This is a genomic window from Spirochaeta dissipatitropha, from assembly GCF_054657935.1.
The window spans coordinates 81,494-107,583 of the sequence record NZ_BAAHXT010000005.1 but is presented as its reverse complement, the minus strand read 5'-3'; the positions used below and the strand labels follow the sequence as shown (position 1 = coordinate 107,583).

The following is a 26,090-nucleotide window of genomic DNA, read 5'->3' as shown; positions in this document are numbered from 1 at the left end:
GGTCTGCAATGAAACAGTTTATTTCTTTTCTCTTGATTACTGTGATTACCGCATCCGTTCTCTCTCTCGCTTCATGTGATTCCCGTGATCCGATAGTTGATACCCTGATTGAAATGGAGGCTGATCTGCTTCCCGGTCAGCAGGTCAGTGATGCCAGAATGCGGGAAATCGAACGTGAGGTTGCCAGATACCGGGATATTGTTGATTCAAAGGTTCAGGCTAACGGCCAATTGATGATCTATTACCGAATGCTTGGTATCCGCTACATGGAACGTGAAATGTTTGGACCTGCCATGGATGCTCTGGAACAGGCTCTGGCAATTACGCCTGCAAATGCTCACCTGCACAGCCACTATGCGACAGCAGCGGCTCAGAGTGCGAAGGCCCGTTACAATCAGGCTGAGCGGCAGCAACTCTTCACTCTGGCAGAAAAAGCGTACCTGAGAGCGATCGAGCTTGATCCGAATCATGTAAATTCACTGTACGGCATAGCTGTGCTTCTGGGTTTCGAGCTGGAGCGGCTGGCAGATGCCCTGCCTCATCTCAATCATCTGATTACCATCAGAAGGAATCATATTGAAGCAAGATTTGTCAGGGCGTATGTTCATGCAGGATTGGGGAATATGAGTGAGGCTATGGCTGATTACGATGCAATCATGGATATCTCTCCGAACCCGGAATACAAGCGTCAGGCTGCAGATTTGAGGGCTCAGTTAAGCGGAGGCGGACTATGATAGAGCTCGCTATGGCTTTACAGCGTCTGGGTTTTCTGAACAGCCGTGACCAGGGATTGCTGCTGGATGTGCTGGGGTCTGTTGAAGATTTACGGACATTGACAGCCCGTGATCTGCTGAAGATTGCGGGAAGGCCATACAAAGGACAGTCTTTTGATCCGGAGCAGCTTCTCTGTCTCGTCCGCCGTGACCTCGATTCCTTTCCGGCTATGGGAATTCAGACCGTGTTTATATGGTCTGAAGAGTATCCTGCACTGCTGCGAGAGATTCCCGATCCGCCGATTCTATTGTACCTCAGGGGGCGGATTCCGCGCATTCCCTGTGTCAGCGTTGTCGGAACCCGCAAACCGACTACAGAGGGACGGCATGCAGCGTATCGCACAGGTTTTGAGCTGTCGAGGCTCGGATACGCCGTAGTCAGCGGACTTGCTCTGGGGATTGATGCCCAGGCTCATCTGGGTGCGGTTGAAGCAGGTGGAGAGAGTCTGGCTGTATTGGGAACCGGGATTGATAATATCAGTCCCAGATTCAACCGTCATATCGCAGCAAGGATGATAGAGCAGGAGGGTGGAATTATCAGTGAATTTCCTCCCGGCACACCGGGATCCAAATTCCGGTTTCCACAGCGGAACAGGATAATCGCCGGTTTATCGCCTCTGACAATTCTGGTGGAAGCTCCTCGTGGCAGTGGAGCGCTCATAACAGCTGAATTTGCCTACGAACAATCCGAAGTCATGGTTCATCGAAGTGGTTGTGAAAGCGTATTAGGAGATGGATGCAGGGAGCTGGTATGCAATGGTGCGCGAGTGTTTGACCGAATCAGTGATGTGCTGCTTCCTGTCGATGTTCTGGAGGATGTTCATGAGCGATAATGTAATTCATGATTTCCTGGAATACCAGCAGAGAATCCGTCATGTAAGTCCGTCTACGGTTGATGCCTACAGGAATGATCTGAATGATTTTCTGGCTCATATCAGTCTGAGGGAGCTTTCGCTGGAAGAGGTTGAACGGGAAGAGATCCGCTCGTGGATTGTTGCATCGAGAGGCAATAAACTCAGTGCCCGTACGGTAAACCGTAGACTGTCCAGCCTCCGGGCTCTGTTCAGATATCTGGTTCGTGAAAGAGGGTTCAGTCATAACCCGGTAGATGGATTGAGATCTGCAAAGCTTGAAAAACCACTGCCAAAAATGCTGCAGCAGGAAGATGTCAGGGTGCTGCTGGATATTCAGGGAAGCGATTTCGCCTCATGCAGGGACAGATGCCTCCTGGAAATTCTATATGCCAGCGGTTGCCGCATCAGCGAGTTGCTGCAGTCCGACATCAGTAGTCTTCAGCTGAAAACAGGCCGCCTGCAGGTGAGTGGGAAAGGCGGAAAGGACAGGCATGTTTTTCTGGGCGAACCTGCCAGAAAATCCATACAGGACTATATTGCAATGAGAAGTGAACGCCTCAGGCGACTCGGAATGACAAATCAGATGGCACTGATCATTAATCAGCGAGGAGGGCGCTTAACCCCCCGTGGAGCTGCAATCATTGTTGATCAGCGTGTGCGTGATGCGGAAATCCGGCAGCATGTGTCGCCGCATCAGCTGCGCCACAGCTTTGCAACCCACCTGCTTGAAAACGGTGCTGATATACGGGCTGTACAGGAGCTGCTTGGGCATGCGAGTCTGTCTGCAACGCAGGTGTATACTCATTTAGGGCTTGGAAAACTGCGTTCGGTCTATGCTGCGGCTCATCCGCATGGGCGGAGATCCCGCAGCAGACAGGAAAATCAAGAGGAGAATGTATGAAAGTACGGAGCACTACCGTAATTGCGGTGTTGCGGGACGGTAAGGTAGCAATGGCTGCTGACGGACAGGTAACACTGGGAAACAGCGTAATGAAGGGCAATGCCCGCAAGATAAGACGAATCTATGATGATAAAATACTGGTTGGATTTGCCGGAGCAACTGCAGATGCATTTACTTTATTCGAGCGCTTCGAAGGTCGGGTCAAGGAGTATGCCGGTGATCTGACACGGGCAGCTGTTGAGCTGGCCAAGGACTGGCGGACAGACAGAATGCTCAGAAGGCTTGAGGCTCTTCTGCTGGTTGCGGACAAGGAAAGGACACTACTAATCTCCGGAACAGGAGATATTATAGAGCCGGAGGATGGGGCTATCGCTATCGGCTCCGGTGGAAACTTTGCATATTCGGCAGCGCTTGCGCTGCTCAGAAATACGGAAATGACTGCGTCCGAAATCGCCAGGCAGAGTCTGGAAATTGCCGGTCAGATCTGTATCTATACAAATCAGAATATTATCCTGGAGGAATTGGGATGAAAATAAACATCGAGGAAATGACACCAGCAGAAATAGTATCCGAACTCGACAAGTTTATTATAGGTCAGCAGCAGGCGAAAAAGTCTGTGGCGCTGGCTTTGAGAAACCGGGTCAGACGTGAGCGTCTGCCTGATGAGCTTCGTGATGAGGTCTCCCCGAAGAATATTATCATGATCGGACCAACCGGGGTAGGAAAAACCGAGATCGCCAGACGGCTCTCAAAACTGACCGGTGCTCCATTTCTAAAAGTTGAAGCCACGAAGTATACCGAGGTCGGGTATGTTGGACGCGATGTCGAGTCTATGATCCGGGACCTTATGGCTTCCGGAGTTGCTATGGTAAAAACTGAACAGCAGGAAAGGGTACGGGAAGAAGCCGAGCAGCGCACAGAAGAGCTGCTGCTTGATTTGCTGCTTCCCGGGGTCAAGAAAACACCAAAAACTCCCGGTTCTACCGAGGCTGCAGATACAGTCAGTGAGACCCCTCGTGAAGTGGATGCCGGCAGCAGCACCAGAGAGAAGTTCCGAATCAAGCTTCGTAATGGTGACCTTGAAGACAAGGAAGTAGAGGTCGATGTTGCCAAACAGGGTTTTCCGGCAATAGAGATATTCTCAGGATCCAGTTTTGAGGAAATGGAGATGAATCTGGGTGGTCTGAGCAATATGTTCGGGGGCGGTCGTAAAAAGAAAAAAAGAACCACTGTCCAGCGTGCCCGTCAGATACTGCTTGCGGAAGAGATGGAAAAACTCGTGGATACCGATCAGGTTGCCGAGCAGGCCCGGAACAGGGTAGAGCAGATGGGAATCATTTTTATTGACGAGATTGACAAGATAGCCGCAAAGGAAAGTCGGTCGGGTGCTGATGTAAGTCGGGAAGGCGTTCAGCGTGATATTCTGCCGATTGTTGAGGGATCCCAGGTAAATACCAAATATGGAATGATAGATACCAGTCACATTCTGTTCATTGCAGCAGGTGCTTTTCATACTTCAAAACCAAGCGATCTCATACCGGAGCTGCAGGGGCGTTTTCCTCTGAGGGTTGAGCTTGAGCCACTGGACGCAGATGCGTTTTATCTGATACTTACCCAACCGCAGAATTCGCTGATCAGACAGTATACCGCACTGCTTGCCACTGAAGACGTCAAGCTTGAGTTCAGCGATGAGGCTATTCGGGAAATCTGCAGAATCGCTGCCGAGGTGAACAGCAGTTCTGAAAACATCGGTGCCCGCAGGCTGCATACCGTTATGGAGGTACTCCTTGAGGATGTCAGCTTTACAGCCACTGAATTGAAGGGACAGACAATACCAATTACGCCTGCGTACGTGCAGGAGAGGCTGGGCACGATTATTCAGGATCAGGACTTAAGTAGGTACATTCTTTAGTCGAAGATGAAAGGGTAGAAAAGGAGATATAACTGATATGTTCGGTAATACAAGCTTTGGAAAAAACATGGATATTCTGCATCGTACAATGGATGCAAATATGCTTCGGCAGTCAGTGATTGCGAACAATATTTCCAATGTTGATACTCCTGAATTCAAGCGTTCGGAGGTCAACTTCGAGACATCTCTGCGCAAGGCCCTTGAATCCGAAAAATACGAGAGCTTTCCCCAGCGTCTGACACATGAGCGGCATATTCCCTGGCATCGGCCGATGGATTACCGTGATGTCAAACCGAGAATGAATCTGGATTTTACCACATCAACCAAGAATAACGGCAATAATGTCGATATAGAAATGGAAGCAATGAATCTTCTGAATCAGCAGTTGTCATATCAATTGATGACAGAGAGCATCAATAATCAGTTTCGCCAGCTGAATATCGTACTGAGGTAAGGGGTAAAATATGGGAATGTTCAGAGCAATTAACACTGCAGCCAGCGGATTGAGTGCCCAGCGGCTGCGGCAGGATGTAATCGCGGATAATATTGCGAATGCGAGTACAACCAGGACCCCTGAGGGAGGACCCTACCGTCGCAGTCGTGTAATAGTACGGCCGAGGGTTGAGCAGCCGTACTGGCGTAGCCCTTTTATTCCCCAGGCACTGGATAACGGTGTGGGGAATGGGGTTCGGGTAACCGGAATCGAGAAAGATATGGATGCCGAGCTGCGGTTGGTTTATGACCCTACGCATCCTGACGCAATAAAGAGTGGCCCGAGAGAGGGCTACGTTGAAATGCCGAATGTTAATCTCGTTGAAGAGATGGTAGATATGATATCCGCATCACGGAGTTATGATGCCAACAGTCAGGTTATCAACGGGGCAAAGCAGATGTTTAACCGTGCGTTGAGCATCGGCCGCGCATAGTAAGGTATAAATACGGGAGGATTATACTATGGTAGTACAGGGAGGCAGTTTAAATCTGCAGCAGATTTTCGGAGATCAGTTTTCCTTATCCAGGACACATCAGGGGCATTTTGCGGCTCCTGGAGATAAAGTACAGGAAATCGGTGAAGAGAACTTTGGAAATATGCTCATGAAAAGCCTGAATGAGGTGAATAGCCTCCAGAATCAGGCCAACGATCTTGCCCTGACTGCAGCGTTGGCTCCGGACCAGGTCGAAGCCCATGATGTGACGATAGCTGCCGCCAAGGCTGAGTTAGCCCTGAACCTCACTAAAAATGTGGTTGATAGAGTAATACAGGGATATAAAGATATTATTAATCTACGCTAATATGTAGTAGTATTATGTAGAAGATTGGTGATTCACCATGACGTTCGTAGTTCTGGGAGGGGATATGAACGAATTTATGCAAAAAGCAGTTGCTCAAGTGAGGACTGTTTGGGGAAAATGGACTACTGTCCAGAAAATTATCTTTTTAGGAATAGGGGCGATTCTTGTAGTCGGCATTATTTTGCTGGCCGGACTCAGCTCATCCTCACCGTATGTCCCTTTGTTCAGTCAACCGGTCAGAAATCAGGCAGAGCTTGACCGCATCCGGAATAGACTGGATCAGGAAAATGTAATATCAAGCATCAGCACTGAAGGTGTAATCATGGTGCCGGATGCAGCGACTGCCCGGCGGATGAGAACCATCCTGACCCGCGAGGATCTCGTTCCTTCCGGAACCGACCCCTGGGAACTCTTTGATATTGACCGCTGGACACAAACCGATTTTGAACGGAATGTGAATCTACGCCGTGCGATTACCAGACAGCTGCAGGATCATATTCTATCTCTGGATGACATTGACTCAGTCAGTGTGATTCTGGAAATTCCGGAGCGGGAGCTTTTTGCTGAAGATCAGAAGGATATTACTGCCTCGGTAATCCTTACTCCAAAACCTGGATCGAATATAGCCGAAGACCGTCGGCAGATTGAAGGCATAGAAAAACTGATACAGTTCGCCGTTTCCGGTCTGCGGCCGGAAAATATTACTATAACAGACAGAAACGGAAGGGTTCTGAATGATTTTGTGAATCTTGCTGATTTCGACAGAATTGAACTTACAAGACGTGAGCTTGAGCTGGTTCGTAATCGGGAACGGGAATTCCGTACTGAAATTCAGCGGGCGCTTGCCGCAATATACACGTCAAGCCGATTTGTGGTTACCAATATCAATGTTGATATGGACATGGGAAAACGGACAGAAGAGACCGAGGAGTTTTTTCCTATCGAAATTCGGCCCAACAACCCCCGAACCCCATTTGATGACAGTGAAAGAGTTATGTCAGTAACCCGCAGTGTTCGCAGCTTCGATGAAAATTATCAGGGGACCGGATTTAATCCTGAAGGTCCTCCCGGGCAGGAAGGGCAGATGCCTCCCGGATATCGCGATCTTGAAGGTCTTGTTGGCCAATATAGCCGCAGTGAGCAGCAGGTAAATAACGAAATTAACCGGCGTTTCATTCAGGAAGAGAAAAGCCCTGAAATACGCAGGGTGACGGTGTCCGTAGCACTCGATGGTGTTTGGCGCAAGGTCTACGATGACCGCGGTAATATACAGATTGAGAATAATCGGGTAGTGCGCGAGTATATTCCAGTGGAAGCCGATGAACTTGCCAGAGCACGCGAGTTGATTGAAGCTGCTGTTGGCTTCCGTACTGATAGGGGAGACATAGTTACCGTTCAGCATATTCAGTTTGACCGAAGCTCCCAGTTTGAAGACGAGGATGCAGAATTCCTGAGACGGCAGCAGATACAGTCGCTTGTACTTTATGTTATGATTGGTATAGCAGTACTGCTGGTTTCATTTATTGCTTTCCGGCTTATATCCAGAGAGATCGAGCGCCGTCGCCGTCTGCGTGAAGAAGAGCTGGCTCGCCAGCATCAGGCAATGCGTGAAGCAGCACTCAGAAGTGCTGAGGAAGAAGGTACAGAGGTTGAGATGTCGGTTGAGGAACGGGCCCGGCTTGAGCTGCATGAACATGCTATTAACGTTGCACGTGAACACCCTGAAGATGTTGCCCAGCTTATCCGTACCTGGCTGATGGAGGAATAGGATATGGCAAAAAAACCTGTAGCTCCCAATAATCCTGCACCTCAGGCTAAAAAATCTTCCAGCAAGAAGGATCTTACCGGCCGTCAGAAAGCTGCTGTGTTTCTTGTCTCTCTTGGATCGGAAATCTCCTCGGAAATCTTCAAGCATTTACGTGAGGATGAAATCGAGACTCTGACCTTCGAGATCGCCAGGCTGGAATCCGTCGATTCTGAAGACCGTGACCGGGTGTTGATGGAATTCCAGGAACTCATGATGGCCCAGGATTTCATTACAACGGGTGGTATCGATTACGCACGTGAACTACTGGAGAAATCCCTTGGCAGTCAAAAAGCTGTAGATATTATTAACCGCCTGACATCCTCCCTGCAGGTGCGACCTTTTGACTTTATCCGAAGGACTGATCCGACCCAGCTTCTGAACTTTATTCAGCAGGAGCATCCCCAAACCATAGCACTTATTCTTGCGTATCTTGATCCTCCCAAGGCCTCGGTTATTCTTGCTCAGCTTGAGCATGAGGTTCAGTCAGATGTAGCGAAGAGAATCAGTACCATGGACCGTACAAGTCCGGAAGTACTGCGTGAGGTTGAGAGGGTTCTCGAGAAGAAACTATCGACTCTCTCCTCTGAAGACTATACAGCAGCTGGTGGTGTAGAAAGCATCGTAGAAATTCTTAACCTTGTAGACCGTACAACAGAGAAGAGCATCATTGAGTCACTGGAAGAGGAAGATCCCGAACTTGCTGAAGAAATCAAGAAGCGGATGTTCGTATTCGAAGATATTGTTATGCTTGATGACCGCGCTATTCAGAAGGTTATGCGTGAGGTGGACACAGCTGAACTTGCCAAAGCGCTCAAGTCGGTAGAAGCAGAGGTTCAGGACAAGATTTACCGGAACATGTCCAAGCGTGCCTCTACTCTATTGAAGGAAGACATGGAATACATGGGTCCGATCCGCATGAAGGATGTCGAGGAAGCCCAGCAGAAAATCGTTTCAATTATCCGTAAGCTCGAAGAACAGGGAGAAATCGTTGTTGCACGGGCAGGCGAGGATGAACTTGTTGTATAGGATGGAGGTACTGCATGGCTAAAAATGTGTTTCGGGCATATGAAATCTCCTCTTCCTCGGCCAAGGTTCATATTCCACCGCCTGGATTTGTGGTTGAGCAGCCAGTTGACCTGGAGGAAGTTGAAGAATATTCCGGGCCGACTGCAGATGAGCTCAGGCGTGAGGCGGAATTGTTCCGTGAAAACTGGGACAAAGAAAAGGAATTAATGCTGGAATCAGCCCGCAAGGAGGCTGAGGAAATTATCCAGGAGGCTGAAAATACGGCCTTTGAGGAAGTGAAACGGAAGACCGAGCAGGCTACTCAGGCTAAAATTGATGCCGAGGCCGAAGTTGAGCGTATTCTTGCTGATGCACGGGCTGAAGCTCAGCAGATTGTAGAGGAAGCTCGTCAGAATGCCAAAACGGTTGAACTCGAAGCTATGAACCGGGGAATAGAATCCGGAAAATCCGAGGGATTTGAGCAGGGCAGGGCAGAGGCAGAACGGCTCGTTGAGCGCCTTCATCTTATAATAGATGCCGCTATAAGGCGGCGGACGGATATTATGGAAGAGTCCGAAACCCAGATAATCCAGCTTGTACTGCAGATTGCCAGGAAAGTTATCAAGGTAATCAGTGAAAATCAGAAAAATATCGTGATTAACAATGTAGTTCAATCGCTCCGCAGGATGAAAAAGCGTTCTGATGTAGTAATCAGGGTTAATCTGGCTGATCTGAAGCTGACAACCGATCATACCCGCGAGATTATGGCAAAAATAGAGACCGTTCAGAATGTGAAGGTTCTCGAAGATTCTACCGTTGATCCCGGTGGTTGTATTATCGAGACTGACTTTGGTCAGATAGATGCCAGGATTTCTACACAGCTCCAGGAGATAGAGGATCAGATACTGAAACTGGTACCAATCCAGTCACGCAGCAAAGGGGCTTGATATGTCCCTGTTTGATAAGTACACCCAAGTTCTGGAAAATATAGAACCTGTGAGATACAGCGGTGAGGTTGTATCTATTAAAGGGCTTCTGATTGAAAGCCATGGGCCGCAGGCTGTGCTCGGTGAACTCTGTCACATCTACATTGATCGCACGGATACGGTAATTGCTGCCGAGGTAATCGGAATTCAGGACGCTACTGTTCAACTTATGCCATATCAGGAACCGGAAGGTATAGAGTTGGGCTGCCGTGTGGTTGCCAGTGGTGTGCCTCTTCAGGCCCCTGTGTCCAACCATCTGCTCGGACGTGTTATAGATGCCATGGGCCAACCAGTCGACGGTAAAGGGCCGATTCAGCTGGAGGGTAGTTATCCGGTATTCAGCAAGTCACCCAATGCCATGCAGCGAACGGTAATCCATGAGCAGCTGCAGACCGGGGTAAGAGTCATTGACGGGCTTTGTTCTGTCGGAAAAGGCCAGCGTCTCGGGATTTTTGCCGGCAGTGGTGTTGGTAAATCAACGATAATAAGCATGATTGCCCGAAACACGTCTGCAGATGTCAATGTCATAGCTTTGATCGGGGAACGTGGACGTGAGGTGCGGGAATTTATTGAAAACGACCTCGGTCCGGAAGGTCTTGCCAGATCGGTTGTTGTTGTTTCAACCTCGGATACACCGGCGCTGGCACGCCTGCGCGGTGCCTATGTGGCTACCGCAATCGCTGAGTTCTTCAGAGATCAGAGCAAAGATGTAATGCTGCTCTTTGATTCTGTTACCAGATTTGCGATGGCCCAGCGTGAAATAGGGCTAACGCGCGGTGAGGCTCCTGCCAGCCGTGGATTTACACCATCTATGTTTGCTGAACTTCCCCGGCTTCTGGAGCGCACAGGTACCTCGGAAAAAGGCAGTATAACCGGATTTTATACAATTCTTGTTGAAGGTGATGATATGAACGAGCCGGTCTCGGATACTGTTCGCGGTATTCTGGACGGCCATATAGTGCTTAGCAGGGCTCTGGCAGAGAAGTACCATTATCCTGCAATTGATGCACTGGCGAGCCTCTCGCGTCTTGCTGCCAAGGTGGCATTGCCTGAGGTGCAGAAAGCAGCTGGAATAATACGACGGATGCTTGCAGTCTATCGTGATGCCGAGGATCTCATAAATGTCGGAGCTTACAACAAAGGCAGTAATCCTGATATTGATGCAGCAATCGACAGGCTCCCGCATATAAATGCATTTCTTCAGCAGGATGTCAATGAAAAAAGCAGTATTGCCGATGTGAGCTGGTATCTACAGCAGATCAGTGGAGTGGAAATTCCAGGTGCGGAGGATCCGTCCTTGAGGGATTCGGCTTCCGCTAGCGGCAGTGGAGAGCGGAATAATGCGTAGATTCAACTTCCGTCTGCAGCATATTCTCAACATGAGAAGTCATGAGCGGAAGGAAGTCGAGCATCGTCTTGGTTCCGTTACTGCTGAATGCAACCTGCTTGATGATCAGCTGCACGGCCTTCAGGCACGGAGACAGGCTGCGCAAAAACGGACAGATCCCGCAGTGGCACGGAATGTCCTGCTCGAATTGAACAGCCGTACCGGTTATTTTGCCTGGATTGATCAGGAATTCAGCCGTATCAAGCAGAAGCGAAGCAGTCTCGAGCAGAAGCGTTTGAGCATTGTTGCTGAATACCATGAAGCCCTGCAGCGGGAAAAGGTTCTGGATAATCTTCGCGAGCGTCGGGAACGTGAATACTATTTCGATGAAGCGCGCAGGGAAGAGAAGGATGTAGAGGATGCAGTTATTGATCGCTACATCCGTGGAGGAGGAATAAATGGCCAAAAGATACAGTAAAACCGGGCCGGGTGTGAAAATTCTTGGTCTGCTCTTTCTGATAGTTGTTTTTCTGATAGGCGGGTCACTATGGTTTGACTATCTGGGAATAATAGATGCTGGGTCTTTCTATGCACCGGTATTCCGACTATTCGGATTGGCTGCCCGGGGAGATGCAATTCCTGCTGACGATCCCGGGCTTCTGGATAATCTGCGGCTTGGTAAGGAAAGAGAAGCCCTTGATTTGCGGGAACAGGAACTCATCCAAAGACGGCAGGATCTGTCTGAAGAGCAGGAACGCCTGCAGCAAATAGAGGCTGAGCTGAGCGAACGCGAAGCAATGCTCGAAGAAAGAGAAAAAACATTTAATCAAACGCTCTCACGGTACGACAATAGAAGAGAGAACCTTATACAGAATGCAATGGACCTGAACAATATGCGGCCTGAAAATGCCGTAGGTATTCTGCGAAGCTATGATGATCAGTTGCTCATCGACACTTTGCGTATTGCCGAAGAATTGGCCAGGGAACAGGGTGAAATGTCACTTGTATCTGTTTGGTTGTCACAATTGCCCCCGGAGCGTGCTGCTGATATACAGCGGAAAATGGCTATGCGTCCCGGAGGTTAATGGAGGTGCATAGTGGTCCTGGAAAACATCCAGGTGAGTTCCATTCGAAGTCCCGTGCTCGCCAGTCCTGGCAGTTTCGGGTATCTGCCGGCAGATACCAGCATTAGTTTTTCCGAGATGCTGCTTTCTCCGGCCGATTCATGGAGGAATGAACCCTCAGTTACAAATACCGGTCCTGCCTACAGCGGTCAATCGGCGGCAGATGCCGGGTACATCGACATGTATGCTGTAGATAAACTCCTGCAGGAAGCTGACGCACAATCAAGTCATAATACTGACCCTGCATCCAGCAAGGAAAATGCATCCGGACAGGATAGTGATTCTCAGGTCTCTGAGAACAATATAGACGATCCGGATGATAATGGGAGTGATCGTGCAGTAGATCAGCGTGCCAGATCCATGGACATTGCTGTTTCATTGGATCCCGGGAGAACAGAATCCACACCGTCCGTAAGAGACCGGGATTCCAGGGTGAAGACAGACAGTCCTGTTGTAGTGGATGCAGAGGCTGTCTCGCTTCTGCTGGAGCGCAGTCGTTCATTGACCGGCAGCGGTAATGGAGAAGGCAGCGAAGCTGAAAAGGAAGCAACCGGGGCTGAAAGCCTGCTCAGGTCTGCATTATCTGCCGGATCGGATTCTGTTACGAAAGAGAACACCGGTGAGGCAGTCGGACTGAAGTCTGAAGAAAGCGATGAATCCAGCGCTTCAGAATCCAGGAAGAAACAGCAGGCACAGAATCTCGCAGATAAAACAACCGGGACAAAAGGAAAAGAATCTCTTGATTCGCAAAGCGGTACGGCTGCAGATACAGCAGCGACATCCAGAGTCAGGACCGCTGCGGACTCCTCGCAGGCCGGGCAAGGTGTGCAGCAGCAGGATGATTCCCGAACAGATGCCGGTAGTCAGTCATCAGCAACTGAACGGCAGACTGCTGACGGAAAATCCAGAAAATCAGTGCTGCAGGTTGTTGATTTGAGGGAGACCCGCCATGCGGAGCAGGCTGACAAACCCAGCAGGATCGAAAGATTCAGGGCACAGCTACGTTCTGAAGGCGGAAGTTCACAATTGCGTGTATCTTCATCCGGAAGCGCTGAGAATCATGGTGGAAGTAATTCCGGAAGTAATTTCTCAGGACGTGATGGCCAGCAATTTCAGCAGGGACAGAGTCTTCGTGAATCAGCGGACAGCTGGTTTCGGGGCGGGAGCGAGCAGTCTGCTTCAAACACTGACAATTCCGGAGCCTTTCAGTCGGTATTGCAGAGAATGATCGCGAATCCTTCACATATGCCGATGGCTGATTCAGCCAGATTGCTCGGCGCCCGCATGCAGGAACATCTGAACAGTGACATTGTAAAGCAGGCAAAGTTTGTCCTCAAGGATGGAGATGCAGGCGAGATTCGCTTGCGTCTACGGCCGGCAGATCTTGGATCGGTGCATATTCAGCTTGATTTGCAAGATAATGTTATAGCTGCACGGATTTTTGTCGAGAATTCAAGTGTAAGGCAGGTCTTCGAACAGCAGATGGCTGAACTGGCTGAGGCTTTCGCCGAAGCCGGTCTGGATCTTGGTAGTGTTGAGGTTTCAGTGAACAACGGAGAAACCTCGGGAGAACATCAGGAACCAGGGCAGGCACGCGATAGTGCCCGGGTTCTGGCCGCAGATTCGGATCGCCGGGGAATTGAAGCCCTTGGAGACAGTGTTCAGGATTTAAGCCTCCTGTACACACCGGAACGATTGATCAACTTGATGGCATAGGAGGAGCAGCATATGGAAGTTTTTGCGGGGAGTTCAATCTCCACCCAGCTCAGCAGTACAGACATGCAGGAGACACAGCGGCGGGCTGAAGCGGTAAATATCGCACTCGCCGGTAAGCGCGAGGTTTCCAGCGATTTAGGCAAGGAAGATTTTTTGAAGCTGCTCATCGTTCAGTTGTCAAATCAGGATCCGACAAACCCTATGGAAGATCGCGAATTTATTGCACAGATGGCTCAGTTTTCATCACTGGAACAAATGACCAACCTGAATACAGAATTCAAGGAACTGAGTTCTATGCTCGGAGGTAGTCAGGCTCTTCAGCTGGTTGGAAAAGATGTGGCCGTTTTTGACGGGAACAACAGGATTGAGGGGCGGGTAACCGAGGTAACCACTGGAAGTGCTCCAATGGTGATGGTTAATGATCGGTATTACTCCGTTAAGGATGTACAGTCTGTGAAATCAGACGTATCTCAGTCAGCCTCAGCAGATATGAATTAAAAAGGAGCCTCGTTATGATGAGATCATTATATTCCGGCGTATCGGGATTACAGAACCACCAGATCCGTATGGATGTGATAGGTAACAATATTTCAAATGTGAATACTACTGGATTCAAGAAAGGCCGGGTAAATTTTCAGGATCTGCTGAGTCAGAATATGAGCGGTGCGGCTCGTCCTACTGAAAGGGTTGGTGGTGTGAATCCACAGCAGGTCGGACTTGGTGCAAATATTGCGTCAATCGATACCCTGTTTTCACAGGGATCCCTTCAGACTACCGGTAATAAAACCGACCTGGCTATCCAGGGTGAAGGTATGTTTATTATGCGTTCCGGCGAGCAGCAGTTTTATACACGTAATGGTGTATTCAGCCTGGATGCAGAAGGAACTCTCGTTAACCCGGCTAATGGTATGCGTGTTCAGGGATGGCAGTCAGAGCTCGTGGATGGCGAGACCATGATCAATACATCCGGAAGTATCGGTGACCTTCGAATCCCTGTCGGAGGAAAAGATCCTGCTCGTGCTACAAGTCTGGTTGAACTCGCGTCCAATCTTAACAAGAATACTCCAGTTATTCAGGATGGAGCATCGGAGCGTGAAGTTCGTGAAGGAACCTGGAGTACTACTTATGATATTTATGATTCCTTCGGTAATACTCATGAGTTGAGAGTCGATTATGTGCGGGATCCGGAAACCCCGAATCAGTGGATTGGTAGTATTGAAATCAACCCGAATCAGGAAGGGATTATTCCCCAGATTCTGATTAATGGTATTCCGGCAGCCGAGGGTGACAACAGCTTTACCGTAAATTTCAGTAATTCAGGGACCCTTGAGTCGATCAGCCATGGAGCCGGTGGAATACTTGATGACGGTGATATTACACTTGAACTTGCGTTCCAGGTGCCTGAGACAGCTATTCCCGACGTACTGGATCCAGAAACAGTCGATCCTTCCTTCGTTGGTGAACCCGGTCAGCCGGTGACCCAGACCCTCAGCCTGCAGCTAGGCCGGGTCGGAGCCTTCGAAAATTCCACTACCCAGTACAGCAGTGAAAGTACCAACAAGATATTCCGTCAGAATGGCTATAACATGGGATATCTCGAGGATTTCCGGATTGATCAGAGCGGTCAGATTACCGGAGTATACAGCAATGGTACAAACCGTGCCCTTGGGCAGGTTGCGTTGGCAAGTTTTGTGAATCCAGGTGGACTGGAAAAGATTGGTGAAACCAGTTTCCGGACAACAATCAATTCAGGTGATCCTGATGTGAGTCCAGCAGGAATCATGGGCAAGGGGCAGTTCATAGCCGGGGCACTTGAGATGAGTAACGTAGATCTCTCGGAAGAGTTTACCGATATGATCGTAACCCAGCGTGGTTTCCAGGCAAACAGTAAGACTATCCAGACATCGGATCAGATGCTGCAGGAAGTCTTAACACTGAAGCGATAATAAGAGTATAGTTTGGGCAGTGTAGTTAATCGGAGGCAGAATGATTGAGGTAAGCAGGCTGGATGGCAAGCAATACTTCGTAAATCCTCATCAAATTGAGGCAATCGAAAAAAATCCTGATACTACACTGATCATGCTGTCGGGTAAACGGCTGATAGTTCGGGAGGATAGTTCCTCCATTATTGACCGGATCATAGAATACCGTCGCCGCATTGGCGGCTTCAAGAACGAGGAGTAATCAGGCATGGATCTCGGCACCGTCATTGGTCTTGTATTAGGTTTTGTCATGGTACTCTTGGGGATTCTGCTTGGCGGAGCGGGCTTCGGTGTATATTTGAGCCCGGATTCTGTCTTGATTGTTATCGGCGGATCTCTCGGGGCCATGTTTGTCGCTACTCCAATGAGCCGGGTGCTTGGAATGGGAAGTTTTCTCAAGCAGGCTTTTTTCGTGGCGGACTGGAAAGAGGAAAAGATGATCAGTGATCTGGTCGCATTTTCCGAACGAGCACGCCGTGAAGGTCTGCTGGCCCTTGAGGATAATCTTGATGAGGTCGAAGACGAGTTTATGCGCAAGGGTATACAGCTGGTAGTTGACGGAACCGATCCTGAGGTAATCAAGGATATCCTTTTTACCGATCTGAATCAGATACAGAATCGTCATGAAAGCGGTATACAGTTCTTTTCTGTCTGGGCGACCATTGCTCCGGCCTTTGGAATGATCGGAACACTTCTTGGTTTGATTGCGATGCTTGTCAACATCGGTGGTGATACCTCGATTATTGGACAGGGTATGTCAACCGCACTTATTACGACTCTATACGGTTCGTTTTTTTCCAACCTGATTCTTATTCCGATACAGCGCAAGCTTGAAGACCGTGACAAGGTTGAGACCAGGGCCCGTGAAATTACAATTGAGGGGATTCTCTCGATACAGTCTGGTGATAATCCGCGTATACTTCTCGAGAAACTGGTTTCGTTCCTTCCGCCAAAGCAGCGCGAAGCTATTCGTCAGGAAGGTTCGAACGATTAGTTCGAAACGGGAAGGGGTGTCTAATGGCCGTAATGCCGAAAAAAAAGAAGAAAGAGGAAAGTGGGGCCCCTGAGTACATGCTTACCTACGGGGATATGGTTACACTGCTGCTGACTTTCTTTGTTATGATTCTTACAACAGCTACTGTTGACGGCTATGAGCTCCAGCTGATTCTTTCTGCGTTTTCAGGGGTCGGTTCTTTCGATGGAGGCAGTACCCTTCAGGAAGGCAGGCTTGTTGAACTCGGTAATACAGTAATGTCCCTCCCCTCCATGGACCGAGGAAGGGCGCTAGACCGGGCTCGCCGTACTGCAGTGTCCATGTTCGAGCCGGAAATCCGCAGTCAGAAAGTCAGGGTAACCGAGGATGAGCGGGGGCTGATTATTACACTCGCCGCAGATGCCTTTTTCGATGTGGCGAGTGCTGAGGTTCGATTTGAGGAGACCAGGGATCTGCTTCAGCGGCTGGCACGGCTGCTCTCCACGGAGGAACTCCGTGAACGCAGCTTCCGGATAGAAGGTCATACCGACAGTGACCCTACGGATCCTCAGGTCTGGCGCAGCAACTGGGAGCTTTCGGTTGCCCGTTCACTGAATATTTTCTGGGCAATCATGGGCTATGCAAATCCGGCAATTGAGGAGCAGTTTCAGATACAGGGTCTTGGTGAGACCCGCCCCCTTGTAAGCAACAATACCCCGGAGGGCAGAGCTTACAATAGAAGGGTCGATTTGGTAATTCTAAGTGACGGACATCTCTAAGGTCTGGTCAATCTGAATTTTCTCTGCTACATTAATATCGGGAGGGTTTATGTCCGACGACATGTTTGATGCTGATGAGGAAGTCTCCTCGGAGGAGTCCAGTTCCAGATCGGGAGGCTTTCTCCCGAGTATAGTCGTACAGATACTGAAGTGGGTTGCCATAGCGCTTGGCGTAATCATGTTTATTGTCACCGTTGTGGTTATAACTGTCAGCCTGCTGTTTGAGGGCCGGGACCAACAGACTGGACTTATGGCAAGCGAGTCATACCGCAGTGCACCACCCAGACGATCCTGGTCACCAGATATCGGGGAAGTCAGAACCCGTACTGCCGACGCAAGTCCGGCTACCGTCATTATCATGGTTAACCTTGGTTTTGAAGAAGGAGCTACCCAGATCCAATCCGAAATTCTTGCCAGAAGGCCACAGCTTCGTGACCTGGTACGGAATTATTTCAGCAGTAAAACTTCCAGAGAACTCAGGCCGGAAAACGAACAGGTCATCAAGGATGAATTACGAAGGCTGATAAACGATGCGATGCCGGGAGAACCGGTGCGAGAAATTGCATTTGACAGATTCGAGGTGGTGGAATTCTAGATGCAGAATGCATTTAGGCTATTCCTCAGTCCCGAATCTTCCGATAATGGATACTATGCGAAGAATATCCGGAGGTATTTGTAGATGACAGAAGTATTGTCCCAGGATGAGATTGATCAGCTTTTGACCGCAATCTCCTCCGGGGATATCGAGACAGAGGAGATACGCCAGCCTACTGATCAGCGCAAGATCAAGATCTATGACTTCAAGCGCCCTGATAAGTTCAGTAAAGAGCAGATCCGTACTGTATCGATTATGCATGAGACCTTTGCGCGGCTTTCAACGACATCTCTGTCCGCTCAGCTCCGGAGCATGGTCCAGGTTCATGTTGCTTCTGTAGATCAGCTCACGTACGAAGAGTTCATTCGTTCTATTCCTAATCCAACTACTCTGGCCGTTATTAATATGGATCCTCTCAAGGGATCGGCCATCATGGAAATCGATCCTTCCATTACTTTTTCGATTATCGACCGCCTCTTCGGTGGACAGGGCGAAGGTGCCAAGGTTACCCGTGATCTTACAGATATCGAGCAATCCGTTATGGAAGGAATTATCGTACGGATACTCGGCAACATGCGTGAAGCCTGGGCTCAGGTAATCGATCTGCGGCCCCGTCTCGGCCAGATTGAAACCAATCCCCAGTTTGCCCAGATCGTTCCGCCAACGGAAATGGTCGTGCTGGTAACACTTGAAACTAAGGTAGGTGAGGTAGAGGGTATGATGAACTTCTGTATCCCCTACCTGACAATCGAACCTATTATTGGAAAACTCTCTGCGCAGTACTGGTATTCAACCGTGCGGCGTGGGGCAACTACCGAGAACCTGAATATTCTCAGAGAACGTCTTTCATCCATCGAGGTTGATCTGGTAGCCGAGATCGGCAGAATGAGTCTGACAGTACGTGATGTATTGTCGCTCAGTCCTGGCGATGTTATACGGCTGCAGAACACCCGGACTGGTGATCCGTTCTCTCTGAATATCGGAAACAGACCCAAGTTTCTCTGCAACCCCGGTCAGGTCGGCAATAAACTTGCTGTACAGATCCTGAGAAAACTTGAGGATGTGCATGTTCAGGATTTTGAGGAGTTGGATGATGTGGAAGGAGAAGATTAATGAGTGACGGCAGCCTCTCACAAGACGAAATTGATGCTTTGCTCTCAGGTTCTGGAGGAATGGATTTCGATTCGGCCCCGCCGTCAAGTGGCGACGTCGATATTTCGGGTCTGCAGTCTGTTCTGAATGACACGGTCGATACTCAGGCCTCAAATCTGGCCGCCCTGACCAGCTCTTCAGTCAGTATGGATCCTCCCACAGTCGAGGTAAGTAACAAGGAAGCGTTCCTGGGAATGCTCTCTGATGAAGTAGTTATAGTAACCATGGACCTTACAGAAGGCCTGCATGCAGATCATGGCTACGTGATCTCATCGGATGCCGCTCTGAGCATTGCCAGCGCAATGATGGGACTGGACGGCGTCGAGCTCGATGATGCTTCAATTAATGCCCTGCAGGAAGCCCTGAGTAATCTGGCGGGTCCTGTTACAACAGGAATCGGCGATAAGACCGGTACCACTGTAATGACCAATCCGCCGGAGGGGCAGCAGAGTCCCAAGGCAATGATCAATCTGCCCTCAGGCAATTTTATTTCTGCCAGCTACACAGTCAACATGGATGGAAATACCATACAGATGTATGAATTTTTCGGCCTGCCTGTCGCTGAAGCCCTGAGTCCCCAACAGCCGGCTGGACTCGATGAAATGATGAATAATAACAGCCCGCAGATGCAGCAGTCACCTCAGCAGCAGCAACAGCAGCAAATGGGTTATCAACAGCCCCAGCAGCAGTATATGCCGCAAATGCAGCAGCAGCAGATGTATCAGCAGCAGCCTCAGCAGCAGGGAGGACTGAACGTGCAGTCGGTACAATTCCCCGGATTGCAGCAGGGACCGGCACATCAGGAGCAGGGAAACATCAGCCTTCTGATGGATGTCTACATGGAAATGACGGTAGAACTCGGTCGTACCCGGAAACTGATACGAGAAATTCTGGGTATGGGTGAGGGTACAATCATCGAACTTGACAAGCTCGCTGGTGAACCCGTCGATATTCTGGTCAATCACAAGCTGATTGCCAAGGGTGAAGTCGTAGTTATTGACGAAAACTTTGGAGTTCGTGTAACAGAAATCGTTTCACCACTGGAAAGAATGAGTAATATGACGTAAAATATATACAAACCATGCGTACGGTTTGACGGGAGGGGAAAGCTGAAACGCATTGTCATTATTTTAACCGCTCTTCTGGTCTGCGCTGCTGCATTGACAGCACAGCAGGGATCAGAGGAGGAAATGGCTTTTGAGTTCGAACAGACAGACGATTCTCTAAACGGGCAGGACCCTGTTCTTGATCCATCTCTGGATGATCAGGATCAGGGTATAGCTGTTGGCGGAATCGGGGACTTTGTTCGAATGCTGCTGGTGCTTGTTCTTGTGGTAGTGTTGATCTACCTGAGTCTTGGATTTCTGAAAAGGATGCAAAGACCTGCAGTATCTGAATCCAGTCTGATCCAGATAGCTGCCAGTCAGAGTCTGTCGGGAAACCGCAGCCTGCATCTTGTTCAGGTCGGGCAGCAGGTCTTTCTGGTCTCTGAAGCTGAATCAGGCACGCAGCTGATTTCGGAGATCACCGAAAAGGAAAGCCTGGACGAGATTCGTCTCCGGGCACCTGCAGAACAAAAAACCGCCGGCAAATCATTCAGTGAAATTCTGGGTTCAATGCTGGGCAGCGGAAAACGATCAGCTTCCGATGCTGATGCCATAATTGATCAGGAAAGTCCCTCCCTCGATTTTCTGCAGAAAAGGCGCGAGCGCCTGAAGGATCTGTAATATGAATCGTTATATATACCGGGGGAGGGGACAATGGGTAAATCGCGCATATTGTTGATTGTCCTTGTGATATTCGGGGTCGGTATTCTGCAGCCGGTTGAAGGGCAGCAGGCAGTACCTGGCATGGAGTCTCTGGAAATTCCCTTTGTGGACGTGTCTATACGTAATCCCCAGAGTGGCGAGGAAGCAGCCTTCGGCATACAGGTGCTTCTGCTCCTGGCAGTACTGAGTCTGGCCCCATCGATCCTGATTCTTACCACATCCTTTTTACGGATAGCTATAGTCCTCGATTTCATTAAACGGGCGCTCTCTCTTCAGCAGGTTCCTCCAAATCAGGTTCTGATGGGGATTGCTCTTTTTCTTACTCTTTTTGTCATGTGGCCAACTCTGAATCAGGTCTATGACAATGCCTATGCACCGTTCCGTGATGGCGAGATCGGTCTGGAAGAGGCATACAGTAATTTTGAATCACCGATGCGGATATTCATGTATCGGCAGATGTCCGGGAATGCAGATAATATCCGCTTGTTCATGAGTATGAGCAACCTGCCGAGGCCGAATAATTTATCTGAAGTGCCGACCTACGTACTCATTCCGGCATTTATTCTCAGTGAACTGACAATTGCATTCAAGATAGGAATTCTTCTTTTTATACCATTTATTGTTATTGATATGGTGGTCTCATCAGCCCTTATGTCCATGGGTATGATCATGCTACCGCCGGTCATGATTTCTCTGCCTTTCAAACTGATTCTGTTTGTACTGGTGGATGGCTGGACACTTATAACGCAACAGGTTGTTGCGAGTTTCGTATAGGAGGTGCATGAATGAGTTTGGGATATGTAATACTGCTTGTGAGAACTTCAGTGCTGCAGATATTAATGTTGGCAACTCCAATTCTCCTGGTTGCTATGTCGGTCGGGCTTATTGTCTCGATTTTTCAGGCTACGACATCAATACAGGAGCAGACATTGACCTTTGTTCCGAAAATAGTTGCTATTCTGGCTGTTCTTGTGCTGGCGGGGCCGTGGATGTTTGCTTCGCTTTCGCAATTTACAATAAGTCTGTTTCAGCAGATTCCCTCGGTGGTACGCTAAAAAATGATATTAAATGAGATGGTCCTTAATATACAGCTGGTGTTTCTCATATTCGTGCGGGTTTTCGCACTTATGCAATCAGCGCCACTGTTGTCATCTCAATCTGTTCCCGGTATTGCCCGGAGCGCTCTCAGTCTTATGATTGCTGTACTGCTGTTTACCTGGGTGGATTATCCGATTCCGGATACCGGTCTCGGGTATCTGTTTCTGCTGATTGGCGAGATGTTGGTCGGGATCATTATGGGGTTGTATCTGACCATAATTTTCAGTGCCTTCCAGACTGCCGGTCAGTTCTTCTCACTGCAGATGGGGTTCGGTGCTTCCCAGGTTTTTGACCCATTGGCACAGATTGAACTGCCGCTGATGGGGCAGTTTTTTAATCAGATTGCCATGCTGGTTTTTGTTGCTGTTGGCGGTTTTCAGATGACCTTTCAGATTGGTATATACCGAAGCTTCCAGGCTATGCGCGCCGTTGATATTGTTGGAGTACAGGAAGATCTTGCCTGGTTCATGCTGAGTGGACTGACCCGTTTGTTTGGACAGGCCCTGGTTATTTCCTTTCCGGTAGTAGCGACGCTTTTTCTGGTCTCGGTATCCATGGGTCTGCTTGCGAAAGCTGCACCACAGATGAACCTTCTTATGCTTGGTTTTCCTATTAACATCGGCGTTGCATTCCTTATGATCTTTCTGGCTACACCCCTGATCGTCTATGTATTCTCTTCAATAATCGAGAGTGCCTATCACAATCTGAATTTGATGATTATCCAGTTCTGGGGAGGTCGTTTATGATCAGTCAAAACCCTGTCAGTCAGGTTCAGATGCAGAATGATTTCGAGACATTGCTGCTGCGTTCCCGGTTTCAGTCAATGCACCTGCAGTGGTTTGCTGCTGAGGATGAAGGGCGGACCGAAGATCCTACTGAACGGAAGATACAGAAGGCACGTGAGGACGGTAAAGTAGCCAAGTCCCAGGATGTTACCGGTGCGATTATCCTGCTTTTATCTATAATGGCCGTATGGCTCTTGTCTTCGTATCTGTTCGAGCAGTTCCGATCGATGATGTTTTATTATTTCAGCAGGGCCGGTGAAGTGGATGTAACTGAATCCGGAATTCTGGGACTCAGTTTCTATCATTTCTATTTTCGATTATTTGCACCGATTGCCGCTGTTGCATTTACAGCCGCTGCCGCCGGTAACATTCTTCAGGTCGGATTTCTGTTCAGTACCAAGCCGATCACGCCTGACCTACAGAAGGTATCTCCGAATGTCGGTAAATGGCTGAAACGAAGTTTTGCCGGTGCAGAAGCCGGCTACAACCTTCTGAAAGCTATCGGGAAGGTAATTATAGTCGGGATCATTGCATTCACCAATATCTATAACAATTCCGGCCGACTGGTTAATCTGGTCAATGGAACCTACCTGCAGGGTTTTCAGCTGATGGCAACAATCGCTTTTCAGATTCTTATGCAGACATCTATTATTATGCTTCTCATCAGTTTTTTTGATTACCGTTTTCAAAGAAAACAGCACATTGAAAATCTCAAGATGAGTGTTCAGGAAGTAAAGGAAGAGCGGAAAACCTATGAAGGGGATCCTATGATCCGTGGAAAGATGCGTCAGCGAATGCAGGAAATGATGAGCCGGAATATAATGAAAACAGTTCCGAAAGCTGATGTAATCGTAACGAACCCGACTCATTTCGCTGTAGCCCTGGAATATGACCGGGTAAGCATGACCGCTCCCATGGTCAGTGCGAAAGGACAGGATGAAATGGCTTTTCGTATCCGGCGGATTGCACAGGAGAACGGTGTGCCGATTGTGGAAAACAAGCCACTCGCACGGACCCTTTATGCTGAGGTGGAGGTCGGGGATTCAATACCTGCTAATTTCTACATGGCTGTCGTTACGGTACTGAAGCAGGTATATCAGATGAAAGGCAGGAATCCCGAACGGGAAAGGAGTGCAGTAAATGGCTGACGTTCAGCTTGGGCGCAACAGAGCAGCCGCCCTGTTCGCAGAATCCAGCGATATAATGGTAGCGGTCGGTGTAATCGTCATCGTGATGATGATGATAATACCGCTCCCCACTGTTCTGCTGGATGTGTTTATGACTCTCAATCTCGTGCTCGGACTGCTGATTGTGCTGATTGTACTGTATACCACCAATGCGCTTGATTTTTCGGTTTTCCCCACGGTGCTACTTGTAACAACAGTATTCGGCCTGGCGCTGAACGTCTCATCTACCAGGCTGATTCTATCGCAGGGTGCTGACTTTGACGGACGAATCGTCCGCGCCTTTGCCACATTCGTTGTAGGTACGGCAGGAACAGAGGGTCTGGTAATCGGTATTATAATCTTTCTGATTCTGATTGCCGTACAGTTTCTGGTCATCACCAAGGGTGCTACCCGTGTCGCCGAAGTTGCTGCCCGATTCACTCTGGATGCAATGCCGCAGAAGCAGTTCGGAATTGAAGCTGAATTTAACGCCGGTGCTATTACCGAAGAAGAAATGGCACAGAAGAAGGAAGATCTTCAGCGTGAGGCAGCCTTTTACGGGGCAATGGACGGAGCTAGTAAGTTTGTTTCCGGAAATGTCAAAATAGGTATACTTATAACATTCGTGAATATTATCGGGGGAATTATCGTAGGCGTCTCGATTCATGGCGAACCCTTCGGAATGGCAGCCAATAATTACATAAGCCTGACGATCGGGGATGGTCTGGTATCACAATTCCCTGCGCTCCTGATTTCAACCGCAACCGGTTTGATTGTAACGAGGTCAATCAGTAACTCGACATTCGGCAAGGATGTTACCAAGCAGTTTTCAACCCAGGGCAAGGTCTACTGGATTGCAGGCGGGTTTCTTTTTATTCTCGGTTTTCTTCCAGGCTTTCCCTGGTACGTACTTCTGCCAATGTCGGGTCTCTCATTGTATCTGGCCTATAGTCTGCAGGGCCGGGACCAGAAGGTAAAGCGCCTTGCTGATGAAAAAGCCGGGGCAAAAAAGCCTGCTGAGAAACCACAGGATTTTACCACGGTTGCTCCGCTTGATCCGATTTCGCTTGAGCTGGGTTATGGCCTGGTTCCCCTTGTCGATAAAGACCGCGGAGCTGAACTGCTTGAGCGGGTTACCCGGATAAGGCGTGAAGCTGCCCTGGATCTAGGGGTAGTAATTCCCAGAATCCGGATTATTGACAATATGCGTCTGGAACCACCTGAGTACTGTCTCAAGTTGAGAGGTGTCGAAGTCGGACGCGGTGCTATAAGGCTGGGTTGTTATCTTGCAATCAACCCGGGCGGTGCGGCTGATGATATTCCCGGTGAGGAAACCGTCGATCCAGCATTCCAGCTGCCGGCACGCTGGATAACCGAAGATACACGTTCCCAGGCAGAGCGCTCCGGATACACAGTCGTCGATGCTCCATCAATAATTGCGACTCATCTTACGGAACTGATCAAAGCGCATGCAGCTGATATTCTTGATCGGCAGGAAGTTCAGAGTATGCTGGATAATCTCAGACAGGATTACCCAGCCGTTGTCGATGACGTCATCGGTGCACTTTCTCTTGGTGAGCTCCAGAAGGTTTTACAGAATCTGCTCTCGGAACAGGTTTCAATTCGAAATCTCGTCTCGATCTTCGAAACCCTGGCTGATTATGGGAAAGTAACCAAAGATCCTAACTTCCTTACAGAAAAAGCCCGTCAGCGTCTTGCACGGCAAATTTGTCTCCAGTATTCTGAGGATCAGAAATATCTGCGGGTAATTACCCTTGAGCCGAAACTGGAGCAGATGATCATAGATTCGAGGGTAGAGACATCTACCGGAGTACATCCAGGTCTGGATCCGGATGTCTACCGTAAGTGGATCGCTGCGCTCATGAATACCGTTCGGGACATTCGGAATCAGGGGATTTTTCCGATTATTCTGACCTCTGAATCTGCTCGTGCCCTGGTAAAGTCGAGCACGAAGCGGGATATTCCGGATCTGGTTGTGTTATCCAATCTGGAAATTATCCCGGATATTCAGGTTGACGGCATCGCAGAAATTAATATAGAGGGCTAAGAGGATGAGTTCTAACGAGGGGATG

At 49.2% G+C, this 26,090-nt stretch carries 29 protein-coding genes; all 29 read left to right on the top strand.

Going from position 1 to position 26,090, the window contains the following annotated elements; all coding sequences use genetic code 11:
* Window positions 1-8: 8 nt before the first annotated feature.
* Window positions 9-734: a tetratricopeptide repeat protein gene (locus ACYQ2L_RS07440; protein WP_460053509.1), complete on the top strand. Its 726-nt coding sequence runs from the start codon at window positions 9-11 to the stop codon at window positions 732-734.
* A complete protein-coding gene (gene dprA, locus ACYQ2L_RS07435) occupies window positions 731-1,606 on the top strand; it encodes a DNA-processing protein DprA (protein WP_460053506.1) in 876 nt (291 codons plus the stop codon). Before ACYQ2L_RS07440 ends, dprA begins: the two co-directional genes overlap by 4 nt.
* Complete coding sequence (locus ACYQ2L_RS07430) at window positions 1,596-2,528, top strand: tyrosine recombinase (RefSeq protein WP_460053504.1); 933 nt, start codon at window positions 1,596-1,598, stop codon at window positions 2,526-2,528. The genes dprA and ACYQ2L_RS07430 overlap by 11 nt, the downstream gene beginning before the upstream one ends.
* A complete protein-coding gene (hslV, locus tag ACYQ2L_RS07425; RefSeq protein WP_460053503.1) occupies window positions 2,525-3,058 on the top strand; it encodes an ATP-dependent protease subunit HslV in 534 nt (177 codons plus the stop codon). The genes ACYQ2L_RS07430 and hslV overlap by 4 nt, the downstream gene beginning before the upstream one ends.
* Window positions 3,055-4,440 carry an ATP-dependent protease ATPase subunit HslU gene (gene hslU / locus ACYQ2L_RS07420; protein WP_460053501.1) on the top strand — a complete coding sequence of 462 codons (1,386 nt, stop codon included), beginning with the start codon at window positions 3,055-3,057 and terminating at the stop codon, window positions 4,438-4,440. The genes hslV and hslU overlap by 4 nt, the downstream gene beginning before the upstream one ends.
* A gap of 37 nt (window positions 4,441-4,477) precedes the next feature.
* The gene (flgB, locus tag ACYQ2L_RS07415; RefSeq protein WP_460053499.1) at window positions 4,478-4,894 is read left to right on the top strand and encodes a flagellar basal body rod protein FlgB; all 417 of its coding nucleotides are present in this window, start codon (window positions 4,478-4,480) and stop codon (window positions 4,892-4,894) included.
* A gap of 10 nt (window positions 4,895-4,904) precedes the next feature.
* Entirely contained in the window at window positions 4,905-5,366 is a 462-nt protein-coding gene (gene flgC / locus ACYQ2L_RS07410) for a flagellar basal body rod protein FlgC (RefSeq protein ID WP_460053497.1), read from the top strand.
* A 28-nt stretch (window positions 5,367-5,394) separates the two neighbouring features.
* Window positions 5,395-5,733: a flagellar hook-basal body complex protein FliE gene (gene fliE / locus ACYQ2L_RS07405; RefSeq protein ID WP_460053494.1), complete on the top strand. Its 339-nt coding sequence runs from the start codon at window positions 5,395-5,397 to the stop codon at window positions 5,731-5,733.
* Between the two features lie 64 nt (window positions 5,734-5,797).
* Complete coding sequence (gene fliF / locus ACYQ2L_RS07400; RefSeq protein WP_460053492.1) at window positions 5,798-7,501, top strand: flagellar basal-body MS-ring/collar protein FliF; 1,704 nt, start codon at window positions 5,798-5,800, stop codon at window positions 7,499-7,501.
* Window positions 7,502-7,504: 3 nt separating this feature from the next.
* Window positions 7,505-8,566: a flagellar motor switch protein FliG gene (gene fliG, locus ACYQ2L_RS07395; RefSeq protein ID WP_460053491.1), complete on the top strand. Its 1,062-nt coding sequence runs from the start codon at window positions 7,505-7,507 to the stop codon at window positions 8,564-8,566.
* Window positions 8,567-8,580: 14 nt separating this feature from the next.
* Complete coding sequence (gene fliH / locus ACYQ2L_RS07390; RefSeq protein ID WP_460053489.1) at window positions 8,581-9,492, top strand: flagellar assembly protein FliH; 912 nt, start codon at window positions 8,581-8,583, stop codon at window positions 9,490-9,492.
* Window position 9,493: 1 nt separating this feature from the next.
* Complete coding sequence (locus tag ACYQ2L_RS07385) at window positions 9,494-10,879, top strand: FliI/YscN family ATPase (RefSeq protein WP_460053487.1); 1,386 nt, start codon at window positions 9,494-9,496, stop codon at window positions 10,877-10,879.
* Window positions 10,872-11,336, top strand: coding sequence for a flagellar export protein FliJ (gene fliJ, locus ACYQ2L_RS07380; protein WP_460053485.1), 465 nt, complete (start codon window positions 10,872-10,874; stop codon window positions 11,334-11,336). Before ACYQ2L_RS07385 ends, fliJ begins: the two co-directional genes overlap by 8 nt.
* Window positions 11,317-11,943, top strand: coding sequence for a periplasmic-type flagellar collar protein FlbB (locus tag ACYQ2L_RS07375; RefSeq protein ID WP_460053484.1), 627 nt, complete (start codon window positions 11,317-11,319; stop codon window positions 11,941-11,943). Before fliJ ends, ACYQ2L_RS07375 begins: the two co-directional genes overlap by 20 nt.
* Before the next feature lie 12 nt (window positions 11,944-11,955).
* Window positions 11,956-13,698, top strand: a complete 1,743-nt coding sequence (locus ACYQ2L_RS07370; RefSeq protein WP_460053482.1) for a flagellar hook-length control protein FliK — start codon at window positions 11,956-11,958, stop codon at window positions 13,696-13,698.
* A 12-nt stretch (window positions 13,699-13,710) separates the two neighbouring features.
* Window positions 13,711-14,196: a flagellar hook assembly protein FlgD gene (gene flgD / locus ACYQ2L_RS07365; protein ID WP_460053481.1), complete on the top strand. Its 486-nt coding sequence runs from the start codon at window positions 13,711-13,713 to the stop codon at window positions 14,194-14,196.
* Between the two features lie 14 nt (window positions 14,197-14,210).
* A complete protein-coding gene (gene flgE, locus ACYQ2L_RS07360) occupies window positions 14,211-15,644 on the top strand; it encodes a flagellar hook protein FlgE (protein ID WP_460053478.1) in 1,434 nt (477 codons plus the stop codon).
* Window positions 15,645-15,684: 40 nt separating this feature from the next.
* A complete protein-coding gene (locus ACYQ2L_RS07355) occupies window positions 15,685-15,882 on the top strand; it encodes a flagellar FlbD family protein (RefSeq protein ID WP_460053476.1) in 198 nt (65 codons plus the stop codon).
* A 6-nt stretch (window positions 15,883-15,888) separates the two neighbouring features.
* Complete coding sequence (locus ACYQ2L_RS07350; protein WP_460053472.1) at window positions 15,889-16,674, top strand: motility protein A; 786 nt, start codon at window positions 15,889-15,891, stop codon at window positions 16,672-16,674.
* A gap of 32 nt (window positions 16,675-16,706) precedes the next feature.
* Entirely contained in the window at window positions 16,707-17,432 is a 726-nt protein-coding gene (gene motB, locus ACYQ2L_RS07345; protein ID WP_460053468.1) for a flagellar motor protein MotB, read from the top strand.
* A 49-nt stretch (window positions 17,433-17,481) separates the two neighbouring features.
* Window positions 17,482-18,027 (top strand): flagellar basal body-associated FliL family protein, encoded by a 546-nt coding sequence (locus ACYQ2L_RS07340; RefSeq protein ID WP_460053464.1) that lies wholly within the window; start codon window positions 17,482-17,484, stop codon window positions 18,025-18,027.
* 84 nt (window positions 18,028-18,111) lie between these two features.
* Window positions 18,112-19,140, top strand: coding sequence for a flagellar motor switch protein FliM (gene fliM / locus ACYQ2L_RS07335; RefSeq protein WP_460053463.1), 1,029 nt, complete (start codon window positions 18,112-18,114; stop codon window positions 19,138-19,140).
* 755 nt (window positions 19,141-19,895) lie between these two features.
* Window positions 19,896-20,246 carry a flagellar motor switch protein FliN gene (gene fliN, locus ACYQ2L_RS17265; RefSeq protein ID WP_487247723.1) on the top strand — a complete coding sequence of 117 codons (351 nt, stop codon included), beginning with the start codon at window positions 19,896-19,898 and terminating at the stop codon, window positions 20,244-20,246.
* 123 nt (window positions 20,247-20,369) lie between these two features.
* Window positions 20,370-20,906 (top strand): flagellar biosynthetic protein FliO, encoded by a 537-nt coding sequence (locus ACYQ2L_RS07325; protein WP_460053459.1) that lies wholly within the window; start codon window positions 20,370-20,372, stop codon window positions 20,904-20,906.
* Window positions 20,907-20,939: 33 nt separating this feature from the next.
* Window positions 20,940-21,722 carry a flagellar type III secretion system pore protein FliP gene (gene fliP / locus ACYQ2L_RS07320; RefSeq protein WP_460053457.1) on the top strand — a complete coding sequence of 261 codons (783 nt, stop codon included), beginning with the start codon at window positions 20,940-20,942 and terminating at the stop codon, window positions 21,720-21,722.
* Between the two features lie 11 nt (window positions 21,723-21,733).
* On the top strand, window positions 21,734-22,003 hold the full coding sequence (fliQ, locus tag ACYQ2L_RS07315; protein WP_460053455.1) for a flagellar biosynthesis protein FliQ: 270 nt from the start codon (window positions 21,734-21,736) through the stop codon (window positions 22,001-22,003).
* A gap of 3 nt (window positions 22,004-22,006) precedes the next feature.
* Window positions 22,007-22,792 carry a flagellar biosynthetic protein FliR gene (gene fliR, locus ACYQ2L_RS07310; protein WP_460053453.1) on the top strand — a complete coding sequence of 262 codons (786 nt, stop codon included), beginning with the start codon at window positions 22,007-22,009 and terminating at the stop codon, window positions 22,790-22,792.
* Window positions 22,789-23,979 (top strand): flagellar biosynthesis protein FlhB, encoded by a 1,191-nt coding sequence (gene flhB, locus ACYQ2L_RS07305; protein WP_460053452.1) that lies wholly within the window; start codon window positions 22,789-22,791, stop codon window positions 23,977-23,979. Before fliR ends, flhB begins: the two co-directional genes overlap by 4 nt.
* Window positions 23,972-26,065 (top strand): flagellar biosynthesis protein FlhA, encoded by a 2,094-nt coding sequence (flhA, locus tag ACYQ2L_RS07300; RefSeq protein WP_460053449.1) that lies wholly within the window; start codon window positions 23,972-23,974, stop codon window positions 26,063-26,065. Before flhB ends, flhA begins: the two co-directional genes overlap by 8 nt.
* The last annotated feature ends 25 nt before the right edge of the window (window positions 26,066-26,090 follow it).